The organism is Oceanicaulis sp. UBA6590 (assembly GCF_002433705.1).
Classification (GTDB): domain Bacteria; phylum Pseudomonadota; class Alphaproteobacteria; order Caulobacterales; family Maricaulaceae; genus Oceanicaulis.
The window spans coordinates 37,478-53,958 of the sequence record NZ_DJIQ01000051.1; the positions used below are offsets into that span (position 1 = coordinate 37,478).

A 16,481-nucleotide genomic window follows, 5' to 3' on the forward strand; every position below is an offset into this window, starting at 1 on the left:
TGTCATGCAGGCCATGTCCCTCGCGGTTGTGACCGCAGTTCGTCGCGCCTTTCCGGCGCTTGTTCTTTCGGGCCGTTGATGCGTTCGCACAGGCCGACCCCGGCCTTCCCTCAGGCGCGGTTCGCGCCGGACGCAGTGCGTTCGAGTGTGAGCCTCCCATCCGCCCCGATCGCAAAAACGCTACAGCTTCTACGGTCGCTTTCAAGAAAAAAGAAAAAGCGGTACGTATTAAATTTCTCGCTATTGCGACGTGTTGCGGCGCAATATCGATGCTTTTTGAATATCGGGTTTGTAGGCGCTCGCGAACACAATCCGCCTGTCAGCCTGAAGGGGCGAGGCCGTCCGCAGCGTCTAGCGGTTGGGGATGAGCCCGCGCGTGATGATCGACGCGTAGGTCTTTATGGCCTGCTCGGGCGATTGGACCTCGGCCCAGCGCCGCATCTCATAGGCCGTATTCAGCGTCGCCATGATCATCTGCGCGGCGATCAGCGGATCGATCGCCTTGATCGAGGATTCGGTGATCCCGTCGATCAGGACGCCCGCATAGCGGCGCGCCATCCGGTTGGAGCGTTCGATCACGCCGGCGCGGACATCCGGGGGCAGGGCGTAGAGCGCCGTGGTCCGCAGGAGCGGGGAATCCCCGTAGAACTGCAGCGCCAGCAAGGAAGCGACCGAGGCGCACAGCTTGCGGTGATGGTCGCCTTCAATGCGCTCGGCGGCCCTCTGGGCGAGCGAGACCCGGGCATAGCTCAGGTCAAAGCAGGCCAGGACCAAATCGTCCTTGCTCTGCAAATGGTGATAGAAGCTGCCCTTGGTGACGGACAGCTCGGCCGCGATGCGATCCACGGACGCGCCGCGATAGCCCCAGTCATTGATGGTGATGGCGGCCGCCTTGAGAAAGGCGATATTCATGTCGCCCAGCCCCTTGACGGTTTCGGGCTCTTCAAGGGTCAGCAAGGCCGGGTCCCAGTCCCGTCCCGCGCCGGAAACGCCATAGGCCAGCACTTCGCTGAAGCGATGGGCCACGCGTTCGAAATCGCCCAGCGAATAGCGTCGCAACCAGGCCTGGGCCCAGAACAGGTTCTCGAGCAGGACATGGGTTTGCGCGGTCGCCAGATGCTTGCGTGACCCGTCCTCTTCCTCGAAGAACCGGCGCACGCGTCGGAACATGACGATGTACTGGTCGCTGAGGCGCGTGCGCAGCGGTTCGTTCAGGCTGCGAATGTGGGACAGGTTCGCGACCGGCGGCGCATCGCCCGAGCGGATCTGCGCAAACTGTTCCAGCGTCGCCCAGACCATGCGGTGCAGCTTGTCAAAGGGGGTTGGCTCAAGCTCGGCCTGATCGACGATGCGATTATAGCGCTCGATCGCCGCTTCCAGAATGGCTTCCGCCAGCAATTCCTTGCGCTTGAAGTAATAGGTGATGCTGGTCGTGTTCAGATCGATGGCCTGGGCCACCTTCGTCAGGGTCATGCCTTTATAGCCGAGCTCGTTGATCAGCTCGGTCGCCGCAGCAATGATCTGGTCGCGCTTGCGGTCATAGCGACTCGCCGCGGCGGAAAGGCCTGTCTCGGTCATGGCGTTAATCTAAAGCGCTTGCTGATAAACGCCACCGCTATAGCGCGTCTCGCCGTCATGCCGAGGCGCGCGTGGCAGCGAGTTCCGCCAGAATGCGCCTGACTTCGGTTTTCAGGATCTTCCCGCTGGCGTTGCGCGGCAGGGGGCCGTCATGAATGTGCACCAGAACCGGCGTCTTGAAGCTCGCCAGCGCCTCGCGCACGAAGGCCTGAAGCTCCGCCTCGTCCGCCTGTGCGCCGGACGCCAGGGTGACAAGGGCGGCCGGCTCCTCTCCCAGGGTGCGATGGGGGATCGCGGCCACGGCGGCGTCCACAATGGCGGCGTGCTCATAGAGGCGGTTCTCGATCTCCACAGGGTAGATGTTCTCGCCGCCGCGAATGATCACATCCTTCGCGCGATCAACGATGTAGCAAAAACCCTCCTCATCGAGCCGGGCGACGTCGCCGGTGCGCACCCAGCCCTCCTTGAAGGTCTCTGCGGTTGCGTCGGGCCGATTCCAGTATTCGCGAACAACCATCGGACCGCGCGCCCACAATTCGCCCGACTGGCCGGCAGGCAGTTCGGTTTCGCCGTCCAGGCTCATGATCTTGAGTTCCGCCACCGGCACGGGCGGGCCGCAACTGTCGGGCCGGTTCAGATAATCCTCGCCGTCATGGCGGGTGACCGTGCCGCTGGTTTCGGTCATGCCCCAGCCCGTACCCGGCTCGCAGTTCAGATCCTCGGCGATAAGGCGCACCAGCTCGGGCGCAGCGGGCGCGCCGCCATAGGCGACCCCGGTCAGGGAGGAGAGGTCAAACTCCTTGCGGCGCGGATGCTCGATCAGGCTCCAGGCGATGGCGGGCACGCCGCCCGTATGGGTGATCTGTTCGCGTTCGATCAACTGGAGCGCTTCCAGCGGATCCCATTTGTCCATCAGCACGGTCTTGTGGCCCACATGCACGCTCGACAGCATGCGCGCATTGCAGGCGGTGACGTGAAACAGCGGGATGGGCAGGAGCGAGGCGCGCGGTTCAGGCTCGGGAACCGGCTCGCCGCGACGCAGGGCGGCGAACGCGCCGGCATAGGCGGTGGACAGCACATTGCTCATCGAACTGCGATGGGTGCCCAGTGCGCCCTTGGGCTTGCCGGTTGTGCCGGAGGTGTAGAACAGGGTGGCCGGATCGTCCGGGGCGATATGGATTTCGGGCAGGGGACGCGGCGACAGCGTCGCCCAGTCGTTCGGCGCTCCGATCAGGTCTTCAAGGCGTTCGGGCGCTGCGCCCGGCGTTGCGCGACAGACCAGGGCGTCACATGCGATCGCCTGACCGGCCAGGACTTGCCAGCGCGCGGCGTCGCAGATCAGGGTGCGCGCGCCGCTGTCCCTTATCGCATAATCGAGCTCGGGCCCGGTCCACCAGGCGTTCAGCGGCACGACGATGGCGCCGATGGCGGTAATGGCGAAATAGGCGATGGGGAATTCAGGCAGGTTGCGCATGGCGATCGCCACCCGGTCGCCCGGCTCGACGCCGCGAGCCAGCAGCGCTTCGGCCAGGTGCGCCGTGGCGCGCCGGAAGGCGTCAAAGCTGACCCGCTCATCATTGAGCACCATGAAGTCCCGGTCGCCGTGCGCCTTTGCGGCTTCGAGCAGATCGGGCAGGATTTGCGGTCCGTTCTTCCACACCCGAACGGGCGCGCCATTGATCTGTTGTACCGTAAATTCGAAAAGCGCCCCCGGCGCGCAGAGCTGCTCCTGAGCGGCTTGCGCCGTAAGCGCGGGCCATTCGCGCGCGCCCATCATGTTTCCTCCAAGGCTTATATATATTGTATTTTCAAACGCTAGATCATGCTTGCGCGAACCGCAAATGATCAAATCTCATCGCACGATCCTTGACCGCCGTGATCAGGCGATAGAAAAATCGGTATGCTGAAGCAAGACGCAAAGAGGCAAACGCAATGACAGTGAAGACTCAGGTGACGGACGGCGTGCTGGTGATCGTCTCGGACAATCCGCCGGTGAACGCGCTTTCCCATGCGTTGCGGTCCGGCCTCATGGACGCTGTCACAGCCGCCGGGTCCGATGCCGCAGTGAAGGCCGTGGTGATCGCCGCTGACGGACGGACCTTCCATGCGGGCGCCGACATCACCGAGTTCGGAAAGCCGCCCCAATCCCCCTCGCTGCCCGAAGTGATCGAAGCGATCGAAGCGCTGGACAAGCCCGTTGTCGCGGCTCTGCATGGCACGACGCTGGGCGGCGGGCTGGAAGTGGCCTTGGGCGCGCATTATCGCGTGGCCGCACGCGGCTCGAAGCTGGGACTTCCCGAAGTCAAACTTGGCCTGTTGCCGGGCGCAGGCGGCACCCAGCGATTGCCGCGGGTGGTCGGTGTGGAAGCTGCGCTCGAGATGATCGCGAAAGGTGACCCGATCTCGGCGGAAAAGGCGGAGAGCCTGGGTCTGGTGGATGAGCTGGTGGAGGCGGATAAGCTGCGGCAGGCGGCCATCGCATTCGCCAGGGCCAGGATTTCCGACGGTCCGCGCCGCTCCGGCGCGCGAACGGACAAGCTCTCTGCGGATGCAGACGTCTTTCATGATTTCGCCAAAGCCAATGCCCGCCGCTTCCGCGGCATGGACGCGCCGCAAGCGTGTATCGAGGCAGTGAAAGCGGCGACTGAAAAGCCGCTGGAAGAGGGTTTGAAAATCGAGCGCGCCCTGTTCGCCAAGCTCATGGCGGGCGACCAGTCCGCCGCGCTGCGACACCTGTTCTTCGCCGAACGCGCCGCCGCCAAGATCGATGACATCGCCAAGGACACGCCGCGCAAGACTGTCTCCAGTGTCGGCGTGATCGGCGCGGGCACCATGGGCGGCGGGATCACCATGAATTTTCTGTCCGCCGGCATCCCTGTGACCCTTGTGGAGCGCGAACAGGCTGCGCTTGATCGCGGCGTGGCGACCATTCGCAAGAATTACGAGGCCAGCGCCGCCAAGGGACGGTTGAGCCAGGACCAGGTTGAAAAGGCCATGGCGCTGCTGACGCCGACACTGAAGATGGACGCCCTGTCGGACTGTGACCTGATCATCGAGGCGGTCTTCGAGCTGATGCGGATCAAGAAGGAGATCTTCACGGCTCTGGATTCGATCGCCAAGAAAGACGCCATCCTCGCCACCAACACCAGCTATCTGGATGTGAACGAGATCGCGGCGGTGACCCAGCGGCCTGAATCGGTGCTAGGCCTGCACTTCTTCTCACCCGCCAATATCATGAAATTGCTGGAGATTGTTCGCGGCGCGAAGACTGCCGACACGGTTCTGGCGACCGCCATGGATCTGTCGCGCAGGATCGGCAAGGTGGCTGTGGTCGCCGGGGTCTGCCATGGCTTCATCGGCAATCGCATGCTGGCCCAGCGCCAGGCGGAAGCGAACAGCCTGATCCTTGAGGGCGCCAAGCCCTGGGATGTGGACCGGGTGCTGGTGGAGTTCGGCCTGCCCATGGGGCCGTTCCAGATGGCGGATCTGGCAGGTCTGGACATTGGCTGGGATCCGGACGCCACCTCGTCTTCCACGGTGCGCGAAATCCTGTGCGAACAGGATCGCCGGGGTCAGAAGACCGGCGCAGGCTTTTACGATTACGACCAGAACCGCCGCGGCGCGCCGTCCGAGCACGTCGAGCGCCTGATCGCCGAGTTCGCCGAAAAGGCCGGCTATGAGCAACGCGCGATTGACGATCAGGAGATTCGCGAACGCCTGCTCTATCCCATGGTCAATGAAGGGGCCAAGATCCTCGATGAAGGCATCGCCCAGCGCGCCTCCGACATCGATGTGGTCTGGGTGTATGGCTATGGCTGGCCGACCTATCGCGGCGGGCCGATGTTCTGGGCGGACCAGATCGGCGCGAAAACCGTGCTCGACGGTCTGGAAAAGCATGCCGACCGCCTCGCGGACGGCTTCGAGATCAGCCCGTTCCTGCGGCGCAAGGCGGAAGAGAACGGGCGGTTCAACTAGGACCTGCAATCCGGCTCTGGCGCGCAGCCGTTAAACGCGCGCCAACAAAAAACAAAACAAGATTTCCGGGGAGTCCATCATGGCCGAGGCCGCATCCGAACATCCAACCGTTCCGCCCCTGGCGGCGCCCAAGCGGCGTTATGCCCTGACGGTGCTGTTGGTGATCTACATCCTGAACTTTCTTGACCGTCAGGTGGTCAACATCCTGGCCGAGCCGATCAAGCTCGAGCTGGGCCTGGCGGACTGGCAGGTCGGCGTGCTGACCGGCCTGGCCTTCGCCCTGTTCTACACCTTTCTCGGCCTGCCCATCGCGCGGCTCGCAGAACGCGGCAATCGGGTGAAGATCATTTCCGTCGCCGTGGCGATCTGGAGTCTGTTCACCATGGCGTGCGGTCTGGCGACCAATTTCGTCCAGCTGCTTCTGGCGCGGATCGGCGTCGGGGTGGGCGAGGCGGGGTGCACGCCGCCCGCGCACTCGCTGATCTCCGATTACGCGCCCAAGGAGAAACGCGCCTCGGCGCTGGCCTTCTATTCGCTCGGCATTCCGCTGGGCTCTCTGGCAGGCATGGCGCTGGGCGGTCTTATCGCGGACGCGTATGGCTGGCGAGCCGCCTTCCTGGTGGCGGGCGCGCCGGGCGTGCTGATGGCGCTGCTTGCCTGGTTCACCCTGCCCGAGCCGCGTGCGGACCGGCCCAAGGAGCCGACCGATACCGGCCCGACCCTTGGCGACGCCGCCCGCGAATTGCGCGGCAAATCCGCCTTCTGGTGGATTGCGTTCGGCGCGGCGATCAATGCCATGGTGTCCTACGGCCATATCGCCTTTTACGGCTCGTTCTACATGCGCAATCATACTGACGGTCTGGCGGCGATTTCCCAGAATCTGGAAAATCTCACCGGTCTGGCGCTGGGCCCGATCGGCTTCATCGGTCTGGTGCTCGGGATCCTGATCGGGATTTTCGGCGCGATCGGGACCTATCTGGGCGGGTTCATTTCCGACCATGTGGGCCGCAAGGATGCTCGCGCCTACACCTTGGTGCCCGCCATTGCCTCGGTGTTGTCCGTGCCGCCCTTCCTGTGGGCCATGCTGACCCCTTCGGTGTCGCTGTCTCTGATCCTTCTGACCATTCCGGTGCTGCTGAACGCGGTCTGGTACGGGCCGATCTTCGCAACGGCCCAGGGGCTGGTGCGTCCGCAGACCCGCGCGACCGCTTCGGCGCTTCTGCTGTTCGTGATCAATCTGATCGGTCTGGGGCTTGGGCCGCTGAGTGTCGGCCTGCTCTCTGACAGCTTCTCGGCCAGCGGCATGGATGTGGCTGAAGGCTTGCGCTGGGCCATCATCGTGGTGGCGGTGTTCGGCGCGACCAGCCTGATCGGCTTTGTCATGGCGTCGCGCAAACTGCGTGAGCAGCTGGTCAGCTAGACGTCTTGCGCGCACCAGGCGTGCTTGTCCGGACGGGCGGTGTTGGCTATCGTTGCGACGATGCTGCACCGACCGTTTCATATGCTGCTGCTGGCGCTGACCGTCCTGATGGTCAGTGCGCAGATGGCGTGTGCGGCGGACGATCTGACAGTCGGCGCAGGCGAGGGGCATTCGGTTCATCATGCCGAGGCTGATCATGACCACCATGAGGTCGACGCGCCGTGCCAGGACGCCTGTGTGACCCACCATCTTGTCCTTCTGCCCGGACTGGTCGAACCGGCCATGGTGTCTGAAAGCGCCATGAAGCGGGTCCTGCGTCCCCAGTCCTTCAGCACGCGGATCACCGCGCCGCCCTATTCCCCGCCCCGGAGCGTCATCGTCTGAACCTGTTTCCGACGCACTGACCTTCAGGGATACCCATGACTTTCCAGATTGATGGAGGGCGTTTCGCCTTCCCCCTCGCTGCATGTATGGCAGCGATTTCGCTCGCGCTTGCCGGGTGTGACGATGCGCCTTCCAGGCCAGACTCGCACGACCATGATGAAACCGACGCCGATCACGGGAGTGAAAGCGCCCATGATCATGAGGACGGTGAAGCGCACGACCTGATCAGCCTTTCGCCCGAGGACCGCCAGGCCTTGGGCATCGCCCTCGGCGCAGTAAGCACCGGCCCGGTTGGCGGCTGGATCGAGCTGCCCGGCGAAGTCCGATTTGACGAGAACCGCATTGCGCTTGTCTCCGCCCCGGTGGAAGGCGTGATCCGGGAGGTCCATGCCAGCATGGGCGACAGCGTCGAGGCCGGAGATCTGCTGGCCATAGTTGACAGCCGCGAGCTCGCGGAAGCCAAGGCGGCCTATCTTTCCGCGCTGGCCTCGCTGGAGCTGGTGCGGCCCGAATTCGAGCGTGAACGCGAGCTGTTTGACCGCGGCGTCTCCACCGAGAGCCGGTTCCAGACCGCGCGTCGGGAGCTTGAGGAAGCACGGATCGCGGTGCGCAGCGCCGAGTTCCAGCTGGATGCGCTGGGTATTGATGAAGCGGCGCGTGACACTCTGGCCGATCCCGAGACCGGCGCGCTGAGCCGATATGCCCTGAGGGCGCCCATGAGCGGGGTGATCACCCAACGCCATGCGGTGCGCGGCGAGTTCGCCGAAGCCGGCGACGTCATGCCGACCTTCACCATCGCCGACGCCTCCCGGGTGTGGGTTGATGCGGCCATCTACGGCCCGGACCTGATGCGGGTCCGCCCCGGCGCCCGCGCGCGCATTCGTCTGAGCGAGAGCGAGATCATCGAGACCGAGGTGAGTTTCGTCGCGCCCCAGATCGGCGCGGAGACGCGTACAGGCCTCGCCCGGCTGATCGTGGACAATGAGACATCCCGGCTGATGCCCGGCGCCTTCGTCACTGTTGAACTGGAGGACGGTCAGGCGGGGCGGCTGCTGCGCGCGCCGGCAAGCGCGGTTCAGACCCTCAATGGAGAGAGCGTGATCTTCGTGCCCGAGGATGACGGCTTCGAGCCCCGACCGGTGCGGCTTGGACGCCGCGGCGCGGATTTTGTCGAGATTGTCTCCGGCCTTCAGGAGGGTGATCCGATTGTCGTGACCGGCGCCTTCGCCCTGAAATCAGAACTTCAGAAGGGGGCGTTCGGCGATGGCCATAACCACTAGCGTCTCAGGGGCGGCCCGCCGGAGCTGGGCCGAGCGCATCGTCTCCGCCCGCGGTTTCGCCGTGATCGCCTTCGTGGCCGTCTTCCTGGCGGGGGGCTGGTCCTGGCGGACCCTGCCGGTGGACGCCTTTCCCGATATCACGCCGCCCCTGGTTCAGGTGTTCACGGTCACCGACGGGCTCTCCCCGCAGGAGGTGGAGCGCTATGTGACCTTTCCGGTGGAGGCCGCGATGAGCGGCCTTCCGGGCCTTGAGGAAGTGCGGTCAAACTCCACTTTCGGCCTGTCCGTGGTGACGGCGTATTTCGAGGATGGGACAGATATCTATCTGGCCCGGCAGCTCGTTTCCGAACGCCTGTCGGCGGCGCGGGAGGATATCCCGCAGGGGTTTGGCGAGCCTGAACTCGGGCCGATCACGACCGGGCTGGGTCAGGTGCTCTTCTATTATCTCGACAGTGCGGACGCGGATCTGATCGGCCTGCGCACTTTGCAGGACTGGCTGGTGAAGCTGGACCTCCAGACCGTGCCCGGGGTCACCGAAGTGCTCTCGCTCGGCGGGTATGAGCGGCAATACCAGGTCAATGTCCGGCCTCAGGCGCTGATCCAGTACGACCTCTCCATGGCGGACGTCATCACGGCGCTCGAGCGGGCGAACCTCAACGCGGGCGCGCAGTACATTGTCGAGAATGACGAACAATACACGGTGCGCGCCGAGGGGCTGCTGCATGGCGAGGCGGATTTGCGCCAGGTCGTGGTGAAGGCCGTAAATGGCGTGCCGGTGGTGATGAACGAGATCGCCGACATCGTCGTGGGCGGCGCCCCGCGCCAGGGACTCGCCACCATGAACGGGGATGGAGAGGTGGTCGCCGGCCTTGTCCTGAAGCTGACCGGCGCCAACACCAACGCGGTCATCGCCGCCGTGACGGAGCGGCTGGAAGCGGTCAACGCCGCTTTGCCTGAAGGCGTCGTCGCGCGCCCCTATTATGACCAGTCAGAACTGGTGAACCAGGCGGTTTCCACAATGACGACGGCCTTATGGCAGGGCGCGCTTCTGGTGGTGGTGCTGCTCATGGCGTTCATGGGCGGCTGGCGGCCCGGCCTGATCGTCGCCGCCTCCATTCCGTTCTCGGTCGCTTTCGCGCTGATCGCCATGCGCTTGCTGGGCGTTTCGGCGAACCTGATGTCTCTGGGCGGGATCGCCATCGCCATCGGCATGATGGTGGATGGCGCGGTCGTGATCGTGGAGAATGCGCGCCGACGTTTGGCGGAGGGCGCGGGCGGCGAGCGGACCTTGCTGCTCGCCTCTTCACTGGCTGAGGTGATCAAGCCTCTCGGCTTCTCGATCGCGATCGTGATGCTGGTCTTCCTGCCCATTGTCACCTTGCAGGGGGTTGAGGGGAAGACCTTCCGCCCGCTGGCCTTCGCCGTGATCCTCGCCATGGCGGGGTCGCTGGTGTTCGCCCTGGTCATCGCGCCGGCCGCCAGCCGCTTGCTCAAAGCGCCCCCGCGTCCTGCCCAGACGGATGCAGCGCCCGGGGCGGACCATCGTCTGGGCGCCGCCATCGGTTACCTCGTGGCGCGACGGGGGCTGGCTGTCGGGCTCGCCGCCTTGATGCTGGCCACGGGAGCGCTCGCCTTCACCCGCCTGGGGTCTGAATTCTCGCCGCGGCTCAATGAAGGCGACATTCTGGTGCGCATGACCATGGCGCCCTCGATTTCGCTCGATGCGGCGCGGGAGACCGTCACCCGCTTTGAACGGGATGTGCTCGAACGCTTCCCGCAGGTCGAGCGCGTCGTCACGCGCGTGGGCCGGGGCGAGGTGGGCGCCCATGCCGACCCGGTCAACAATGCGGAATCCTTTCTGGCGCTGAAACCCCGATCCGAATGGGGGGCTGTGCGCAATCAGGAGGCTCTGCTGGCGCAGATGAGCGAAGCGTTCGAGGACTTTCCCGGAGCCCAGTTCAACTTCACCCAGCCCATCGCCGCAGCGACGGACGAGCTTCTGACCGGCTCGCGCGCCGAGATCGCCATCAAGCTCTTCGGCCCCGACACCGAGGTGTTGGCGCAGGAGGCGAGCGAAATCGCCGCGGTTGTCGGAGCCGTCAGGGGCGCGGCGGACGTGCAGGTCGAACATGTCGGCGGCGCCCCGCAAATCAGCATCGAGGTCGATCGCGCCGCCATCGCCCGCTACGGGCTGCAGGTGGCCGATGTGCTGGAGACGGTGCAGGATGCGATCGGCGGCGCGGACGCGGGTCAGGTGTTTGACGGCGTGCGCCGCTTTGACATCATCGCCCGCTATGCCGAAGGCGACCGGAACACGCCCGAGCGCATTGCCCGAACCCTGATCGAGGGGCCCAATGGCGAACGTCTGCCCCTGGGCGCACTGGCGCGGGTGGAGCGGATCGAGGGACCGCGTCAGGTCACGCGGGAGAATGGTCGGCGTTTCATCACGATCCAGTCCAATGTGCGCGATCGCGATATCGGCTCCTTTGTTGAAGAGGCGCAGGCCGCGGTTCAGGCCGAGCTTGATCTGCCGCCAGGCTATCTTCTGGAATGGGGCGGGCAGTTCGAGCTGCAACAGCAGGCCAATGCCCGCTTCGCCCTGATCGTGCCGGTGACGCTCGGGCTGGTCTTCCTTCTCTTGCTGGCTGCCTTCGGGCGGGTGAAGAGCGCGCTGCTGATCGTGCTGAACATCCCGCTGGCGCTGGTGGGCGGCCTTGTCGCGCTCTGGCTGGCCGGGCTGAACCTGTCCGTGCCGGCGTCGGTGGGCTTCATTGCTCTCTTTGGCATCGCGCTCGGCAACGCCATGGTGCTGGTCTCGTTTCTGGACCGGTTGGCGCTCGAGGGCGGAGATCGTGAGGCCCTGAGCGTTCAGGGCGCGCTCCTGCGGGTGCGGCCCGTGCTCATGACGGCCGCGACCACCATGCTCGGCCTTGCGCCCCTGCTGTTCGCCAGCGGGGTCGGGTCCGAGGTCCAGCGACCATTGGCGGTCGTGGTGATCGGGGGGCTGATCAGCTCGACGCTTGTGACCTTGTTCATCCTGCCGGCGGTCTACGCCTGGTTTGCCCCAGCGACAGACCAAACCTCTGAGGCCAAAGCCGTTTGACGGGCGCGCTGAAAAGCGTCGTCAGTTGGTTAATAATCGATTAAAATGCGCCCATGGTCTCGGAGGGGCGCATGCAAGGACGGGCGGCGCGACGCATTGCCATCATTCTGGCCGGAGGGGCTCTGGCGGGGGTGATGGCGTGCGCCGCCAGCGCCCAGCCTGCCCGTCTGGGCGCGGCTCAGCCCGTCCGTCCCCAGCCCGACACGCCGATTGCTGTCGACGTGGACTGGCAGGCTGTGCGCCAGGACGTGCTCCAGCGCCAGCGGGCCGGGTTCACGGCGGTTCGCGCCATGCCGCGACCCGTCATCCCGGAAAACGTGACGGTGGAACAGGGGGGTGAGACCGAAGTTCCGATCCTCACGCCAACGCAGGAAGCGCTGCGGTTCAATCCGCTTGCGGGTGCGCGTCTCTACGCGCGGGGCGATTTCTATACGCTCGTCATCCAGGGCGAGGGGCTGTTGATCGAGGTCTTCGGCACGCGCCTCGCGCATGCTGCGCCGCCGGACGCGCTCACCGCCCGTCATCTGCGCGGCGCGGGGGCGGAAGGCTATCGCAGCACGCCCACCGCCTATGGCCGGGAAATCACGTTCAACCGCTATAACGCGGCCTATTCCATAACGCTGGAATGCGAGGCGCCCGAGACGGATCCGCGCTGCACCGCGCCGGAGTATGGCGAGGGGCTCTGGGCGTCCTTGCAGCTCATGCCCGGTACGCGTGACAGGGAGGCCCCATGATGCCGCGTCCTGTCGAGCTGGTTCTTGCGGTTCTGGTCGCGATCCTGGGTGGCGCGCTTCTGGTGCTCTGGCCAATTCAGGCGCCGCCGCCGGCGCCTGATGCGCCTGTGATGGACGAAGACCCCCTCATGGAGCCTGAGCCCGAACCCGAACCCGAGCCGGAACCTGAGCCTGAGCCTGAGCCGGAAGGTCCGTTGCTGGATGACGGTCTGGACCCTGTGGCCTTCTTGCCGCCGGGCGATCTGGCGCCCGATAGCGGCGTTGGGCAGGCCTTGCAGATCAATTACGCGCCGCAGATGCGCTTCCCGCTCGAGGCGGGTCAGGCGTATGCGAACTCTCAGGTCTATGGTCATGGCGGGTATCTGGGCCCCGGCGGCGGTCAGTGCGACGCCGAGAATTACAGCTATGCCTGGCGTGACAATTTCTGCGAGACGCGCGGTTACGCCACGCCACTGTGTCCGGCCGGAACGGGGCATCAGGGCCAGGACATTCGTCCGGCCAGCTGTGAGGACGCCCGTCACTGGGCGGTGGCGGCGGGGGACGGCGTGATCACCTCAGTGGGAAGTTATTCGGTCAGGCTGATGAGCCCGGAGGGCGTGCGTTACACCTATCTGCATCTGGACCGGGACAGCCTGCTGATTGCGCCGGGCGATGAGGTTGTGCGGGGCCAGCGCCTTGGGCTCGTCTCCAACGAGTTTGGCGGGAATGCGACGACCATCCATCTTCATTTCGAGATCCGGATGGCTGTCGAGACGGGGCAGGGGCTGCAGAACACCCATGTTCCGCCCTATCTGGCGCTGGTGGAGAGTTACCAACGCCTCCTCACGGAACCGGAGAGCGAGCACGGCTAGACGATCGGTTGCAGCATGGGGCCGCAGGCGGTCGAACGTGTTCATCTTGATTTCGATGAACTGATTCGGCGAATGGAAAGCTCACGCAGCGATTGGCCAGGGTTCCACCAAGGTCTATGTGCCGCTTCGGCACGCTGACCGTAGCGGTGCAATAAAATCAGTATTTTGAAAGAGATAATTGAGAGTTATTCGCATATAACTCATGAATTCTCGAAATTATTCATTAAGACAATTCGACGAATATGTTTATTAGACAAACTCATTATACGCATTCAGAATCACTGAAGCGTGGGCATAGGGGGCTCTTATGGCTGCACTTGCTGAACGGACGGATTTCACCCTGCGGGACCCGGGCGCGCTGGGCGCACTGCTGGTCTATGATTGGCGCCTTCGCAAGCTGCTCACCGATGACGAAGTGATCACCGAAGCGGTGGATCGTCCGGTCTCGACAGGCGTGCTGCGTCACCTTCAGCGGCTGGGCTTCATCAAGGCGGTGCATGGCGTGCGTCCCCATGGCGGCCGGATGCGCCTCTGGCCGATCGAGGAAGTGCTCAAGCTGCAGATCGTCCTCGATCTGCGCCACACGACGGGCGCCCGGCTCTCGGCGTGTGTCGACGCCCTCAATCTTGATCCCCAGGCTGTCGAAGAGGCGCTGGACGACTGGGAGCGTCATGTGGGCGGCATGAGTGATGACCGCAGCCAGATCAAGCCGTCAGCGGATGGCCGACACCCGCTGACCGACCCGGACTTCATTTCCGGCCTTTCGAACGCATCGGTGCAGGCTTTCATCTGCCGCAGCGGGTTCGACCGGGTGGCTGAGCCGGCCTTTCTTTTATAGCTTAAGTACCTTGCGCGGCGCCGCAGCAATTGCTTTCCTGATCAAAACCGGTTCGCATACGCGAAAAGACCGATTGATCAGGGAGGCATTTTGCCATGAGCGATATTCGTTTTGATGGCCGCGTCGCCATTGTAACCGGCGCCGGCGCCGGTCTTGGACGTTCACACGCACTGGAGCTGGCGCGTCGCGGCGCTAAGGTGGTCGTCAACGATCTGGGCGGCGCGGTGGATGGCACCGGTTCGTCCCTGAGCGCGGCGGAAACCGTCGTTGAAGAGATCAAGGCCGCCGGCGGCGAGGCCATCGCCAACGGCGCCAACGTCACCAAGCCTGATGAAGTCACCGCCATGGTCGACGCCGCGCGCGAGACCTGGGGCAAGGTCGACATCCTGGTCAACAATGCCGGGATCCTGCGCGACAAGAGCTTCTCCAAGATGACCCTGGATGACTTCCGCGCCGTGATGGAAGTCCATCTCTGGGGCTCGGTCGTCTGCACCAAGGCGGTCTGGGATCACATGAAGGAGGCCGGATATGGCCGGATCGTGATGACCAGCTCATCCTCTGGAATCTATGGCAATTTCGGCCAGTCCAACTATGGCGCCGCCAAGATGGGGGTTGTGGGCCTGATGAACGTCCTCCATCTGGAAGGGCGCAAGAACAACATCAAGGTCAACACCCTGTCCCCGACCGCTCATACCCGGATGACCGAAGGGCTGATCCCTGAAGAGGCCGCCAAGCTGATGACGCCGGAAAGCGTCACCGCCGGCCTGGTCGCCCTGTGCGCCGAAACCGCGCCCGAGCGCACCATTCTGTGCGCCGGCGCGGGCGGTTACGCCGCCACCAAGATCTATGAAACGCCGGGCATCTATCTGCCGCCGGAAGACCAGACGGCGGAGAACGTGCTCGCCAATATCGACAAGATCACCTCTGATCACGGCCAGGAGGAATTTGAAGAGGGCGCGCGCCAGACCTTCAAGTTCATCCAGTACGCCGCCAAGCATTTCGACCTCGCCCTGGGCTAGGTTCCCATCCTTTAAGCCAGCAAAGGAGCCTCACCATGCGTGAAGCGCTTATCGTCTCCACCGCCCGTACGCCGATCGGCAAGGCCTATCGCGGCGCCTTCAACGACACCCAGGCCCAGGAACTGGGCGGCCACGCCATCAAGCACGCCGTGGAACGCTCCAAGGTCGCCCCCGACGAGATCGAGGACGTGATCATCGGCGCCGCCATGCAGCAGGGTTCGACCTTCCAGAACATTGGCCGCCAGGCGGCCATCCGCGCCGGCCTGCCGACCTCTGTGTCAGGCATGAGCATGGACCGCCAGTGCGCCTCGGGCATGATGGCGATCGCCACCGCCGCCAAGCAGATCATCTCGGACGGCATGAACGTCACCGTGGGCGGCGGCCTTGAGTCGATCTCCCTCGTGCAGAACGAGCACATGAACCTGCACAAGGCGTTTGATCCGTGGATCAATGAGCACCGCCCGGATCTGTACATGTCCATGCTGGAAACCGCCGAGATCGTGGCCGAACGCTACGGCGTCTCGCGCGAGGCCCAGGACGAGTACGCCCTGCAATCGCAACAACGCACCGCTGCGGCGCAGGAAGCGGGCAAGTTCAACGACGAGATCGTGCCGCTGCCCTCCACCATGCTGGTGAAGGACAAGGCGACCGGCGAAATCTCCAAGCAGGAGGTCACGCTGGAGAAGGACGAGGGCAACCGTCCGTCCACCACGCTGGATAACCTGCAATCGCTGAACCCCGTCTTCGCCAATGGTCAGCAGATCAAGGAAGGCAAGTTCATCACGGCGGGCAACGCCTCCCAGCTGTCTGACGGCGCATCCGCAGCCGTGCTGATGGAAGGCAAGGAAGCGGAGAAACGCGGTCTTCAGCCGCTGGGCGCCTATCGCGGCATTGCGGTGGCGGGCCTCGACCCGGATGAGATGGGCATCGGTCCGGTCTACGCCGTGCCGAAGCTTCTCAAGGCCAATGGCCTGACCATGGATGATATCGGTCTGTGGGAACTGAACGAAGCGTTCGCCGTGCAGGTCCTGTACTGCCGTGACAAGCTGGGCATTCCCAACGAGAACCTCAATGTCAATGGCGGCGCGATCTCGGTCGGCCACCCCTATGGCATGTCGGGCGCCCGCATGGTCGGCCACGCCCTGATCGAGGGCAAGCGCCGCGGCGTGAAATACGTCGTCTGCACCATGTGCGTGGGCGGCGGCATGGGCGCTGCGGGTCTGTTCGAAGTCCTCTAGGCGACTTTGCAGACCTGAAAAGTTAAAGGCCGGCCTGGAAAACCAGGCCGGCCTTTTTAAC

General features: G+C 64.4%; 12 protein-coding genes. 10 read left to right on the forward strand and 2 right to left on the reverse strand.

The window, feature by feature from the left end; translation table 11 throughout:
* Positions 1–351: 351 nt before the first annotated feature.
* Both B2Z70_RS10660 and B2Z70_RS10665 read right to left on the reverse strand, forming a co-directional pair.
* Entirely contained in the window at positions 352–1,578 is a 1,227-nt protein-coding gene (locus B2Z70_RS10660; protein WP_292983165.1) for a TetR/AcrR family transcriptional regulator, read from the reverse strand.
* A gap of 55 nt (positions 1,579–1,633) precedes the next feature.
* Positions 1,634–3,352 (reverse strand): class I adenylate-forming enzyme family protein, encoded by a 1,719-nt coding sequence (locus tag B2Z70_RS10665; protein ID WP_348764600.1) that lies wholly within the window; start codon positions 3,350–3,352, stop codon positions 1,634–1,636.
* Between the two features lie 158 nt (positions 3,353–3,510).
* Here B2Z70_RS10665 and B2Z70_RS10670 point away from each other — a divergent pair, with 158 nt between their 5' ends.
* The 10 genes from B2Z70_RS10670 to B2Z70_RS10715 all read left to right on the forward strand — a co-directional run bounded on the left by B2Z70_RS10670 (position 3,511) and on the right by B2Z70_RS10715 (position 16,420).
* Positions 3,511–5,553 (forward strand): 3-hydroxyacyl-CoA dehydrogenase NAD-binding domain-containing protein, encoded by a 2,043-nt coding sequence (locus tag B2Z70_RS10670; protein ID WP_292983169.1) that lies wholly within the window; start codon positions 3,511–3,513, stop codon positions 5,551–5,553.
* Between the two features lie 79 nt (positions 5,554–5,632).
* Positions 5,633–6,973, forward strand: a complete 1,341-nt coding sequence (locus tag B2Z70_RS10675) for a spinster family MFS transporter (protein ID WP_292983171.1) — start codon at positions 5,633–5,635, stop codon at positions 6,971–6,973.
* A 60-nt stretch (positions 6,974–7,033) separates the two neighbouring features.
* Complete coding sequence (locus B2Z70_RS10680) at positions 7,034–7,357, forward strand: hypothetical protein (RefSeq protein ID WP_292983173.1); 324 nt, start codon at positions 7,034–7,036, stop codon at positions 7,355–7,357.
* An 86-nt stretch (positions 7,358–7,443) separates the two neighbouring features.
* The gene (locus B2Z70_RS10685) at positions 7,444–8,637 is read left to right on the forward strand and encodes an efflux RND transporter periplasmic adaptor subunit (RefSeq protein WP_292983175.1); all 1,194 of its coding nucleotides are present in this window, start codon (positions 7,444–7,446) and stop codon (positions 8,635–8,637) included.
* Positions 8,621–11,740, forward strand: coding sequence for an efflux RND transporter permease subunit (locus tag B2Z70_RS10690; RefSeq protein ID WP_292983177.1), 3,120 nt, complete (start codon positions 8,621–8,623; stop codon positions 11,738–11,740). Before B2Z70_RS10685 ends, B2Z70_RS10690 begins: the two co-directional genes overlap by 17 nt.
* Before the next feature lie 71 nt (positions 11,741–11,811).
* On the forward strand, positions 11,812–12,474 hold the full coding sequence (locus B2Z70_RS10695) for a hypothetical protein (protein ID WP_292983179.1): 663 nt from the start codon (positions 11,812–11,814) through the stop codon (positions 12,472–12,474).
* Complete coding sequence (locus B2Z70_RS10700; RefSeq protein WP_292983181.1) at positions 12,471–13,325, forward strand: M23 family metallopeptidase; 855 nt, start codon at positions 12,471–12,473, stop codon at positions 13,323–13,325. Before B2Z70_RS10695 ends, B2Z70_RS10700 begins: the two co-directional genes overlap by 4 nt.
* Before the next feature lie 307 nt (positions 13,326–13,632).
* Positions 13,633–14,163, forward strand: a complete 531-nt coding sequence (locus B2Z70_RS10705; protein WP_009802993.1) for a hypothetical protein — start codon at positions 13,633–13,635, stop codon at positions 14,161–14,163.
* 95 nt (positions 14,164–14,258) lie between these two features.
* Positions 14,259–15,182 (forward strand): SDR family NAD(P)-dependent oxidoreductase, encoded by a 924-nt coding sequence (locus B2Z70_RS10710; protein WP_009802994.1) that lies wholly within the window; start codon positions 14,259–14,261, stop codon positions 15,180–15,182.
* Between the two features lie 35 nt (positions 15,183–15,217).
* Positions 15,218–16,420 (forward strand): acetyl-CoA C-acyltransferase, encoded by a 1,203-nt coding sequence (locus B2Z70_RS10715; protein ID WP_009802995.1) that lies wholly within the window; start codon positions 15,218–15,220, stop codon positions 16,418–16,420.
* Positions 16,421–16,481 lie beyond the last annotated feature (61 nt).

Bases quoted from the DNA above. Each gene is read 5' to 3' on its own strand.
- B2Z70_RS10660 (WP_292983165.1), bottom strand. From the start codon at position 1,578: ATGACCGAGACAGGCCTTTCCGCCGCGGCGAGTCGCTATGACCGCAAG.
- B2Z70_RS10665 (WP_348764600.1), bottom strand. From the start codon at position 3,352: ATGGGCGCGCGCGAATGGCCCGCGCTTACGGCGCAAGCCGCTCAGGAG.
- B2Z70_RS10670 (WP_292983169.1), top strand. From the start codon at position 3,511: ATGACAGTGAAGACTCAGGTGACGGACGGCGTGCTGGTGATCGTCTCG.
- B2Z70_RS10675 (WP_292983171.1), top strand. From the start codon at position 5,633: ATGGCCGAGGCCGCATCCGAACATCCAACCGTTCCGCCCCTGGCGGCG.
- B2Z70_RS10680 (WP_292983173.1), top strand. From the start codon at position 7,034: ATGCTGCACCGACCGTTTCATATGCTGCTGCTGGCGCTGACCGTCCTG.
- B2Z70_RS10685 (WP_292983175.1), top strand. From the start codon at position 7,444: ATGGCAGCGATTTCGCTCGCGCTTGCCGGGTGTGACGATGCGCCTTCC.
- B2Z70_RS10690 (WP_292983177.1), top strand. From the start codon at position 8,621: ATGGCCATAACCACTAGCGTCTCAGGGGCGGCCCGCCGGAGCTGGGCC.
- B2Z70_RS10695 (WP_292983179.1), top strand. From the start codon at position 11,812: ATGCAAGGACGGGCGGCGCGACGCATTGCCATCATTCTGGCCGGAGGG.
- B2Z70_RS10700 (WP_292983181.1), top strand. From the start codon at position 12,471: ATGATGCCGCGTCCTGTCGAGCTGGTTCTTGCGGTTCTGGTCGCGATC.
- B2Z70_RS10705 (WP_009802993.1), top strand. From the start codon at position 13,633: ATGGCTGCACTTGCTGAACGGACGGATTTCACCCTGCGGGACCCGGGC.
- B2Z70_RS10710 (WP_009802994.1), top strand. From the start codon at position 14,259: ATGAGCGATATTCGTTTTGATGGCCGCGTCGCCATTGTAACCGGCGCC.
- B2Z70_RS10715 (WP_009802995.1), top strand. From the start codon at position 15,218: ATGCGTGAAGCGCTTATCGTCTCCACCGCCCGTACGCCGATCGGCAAG.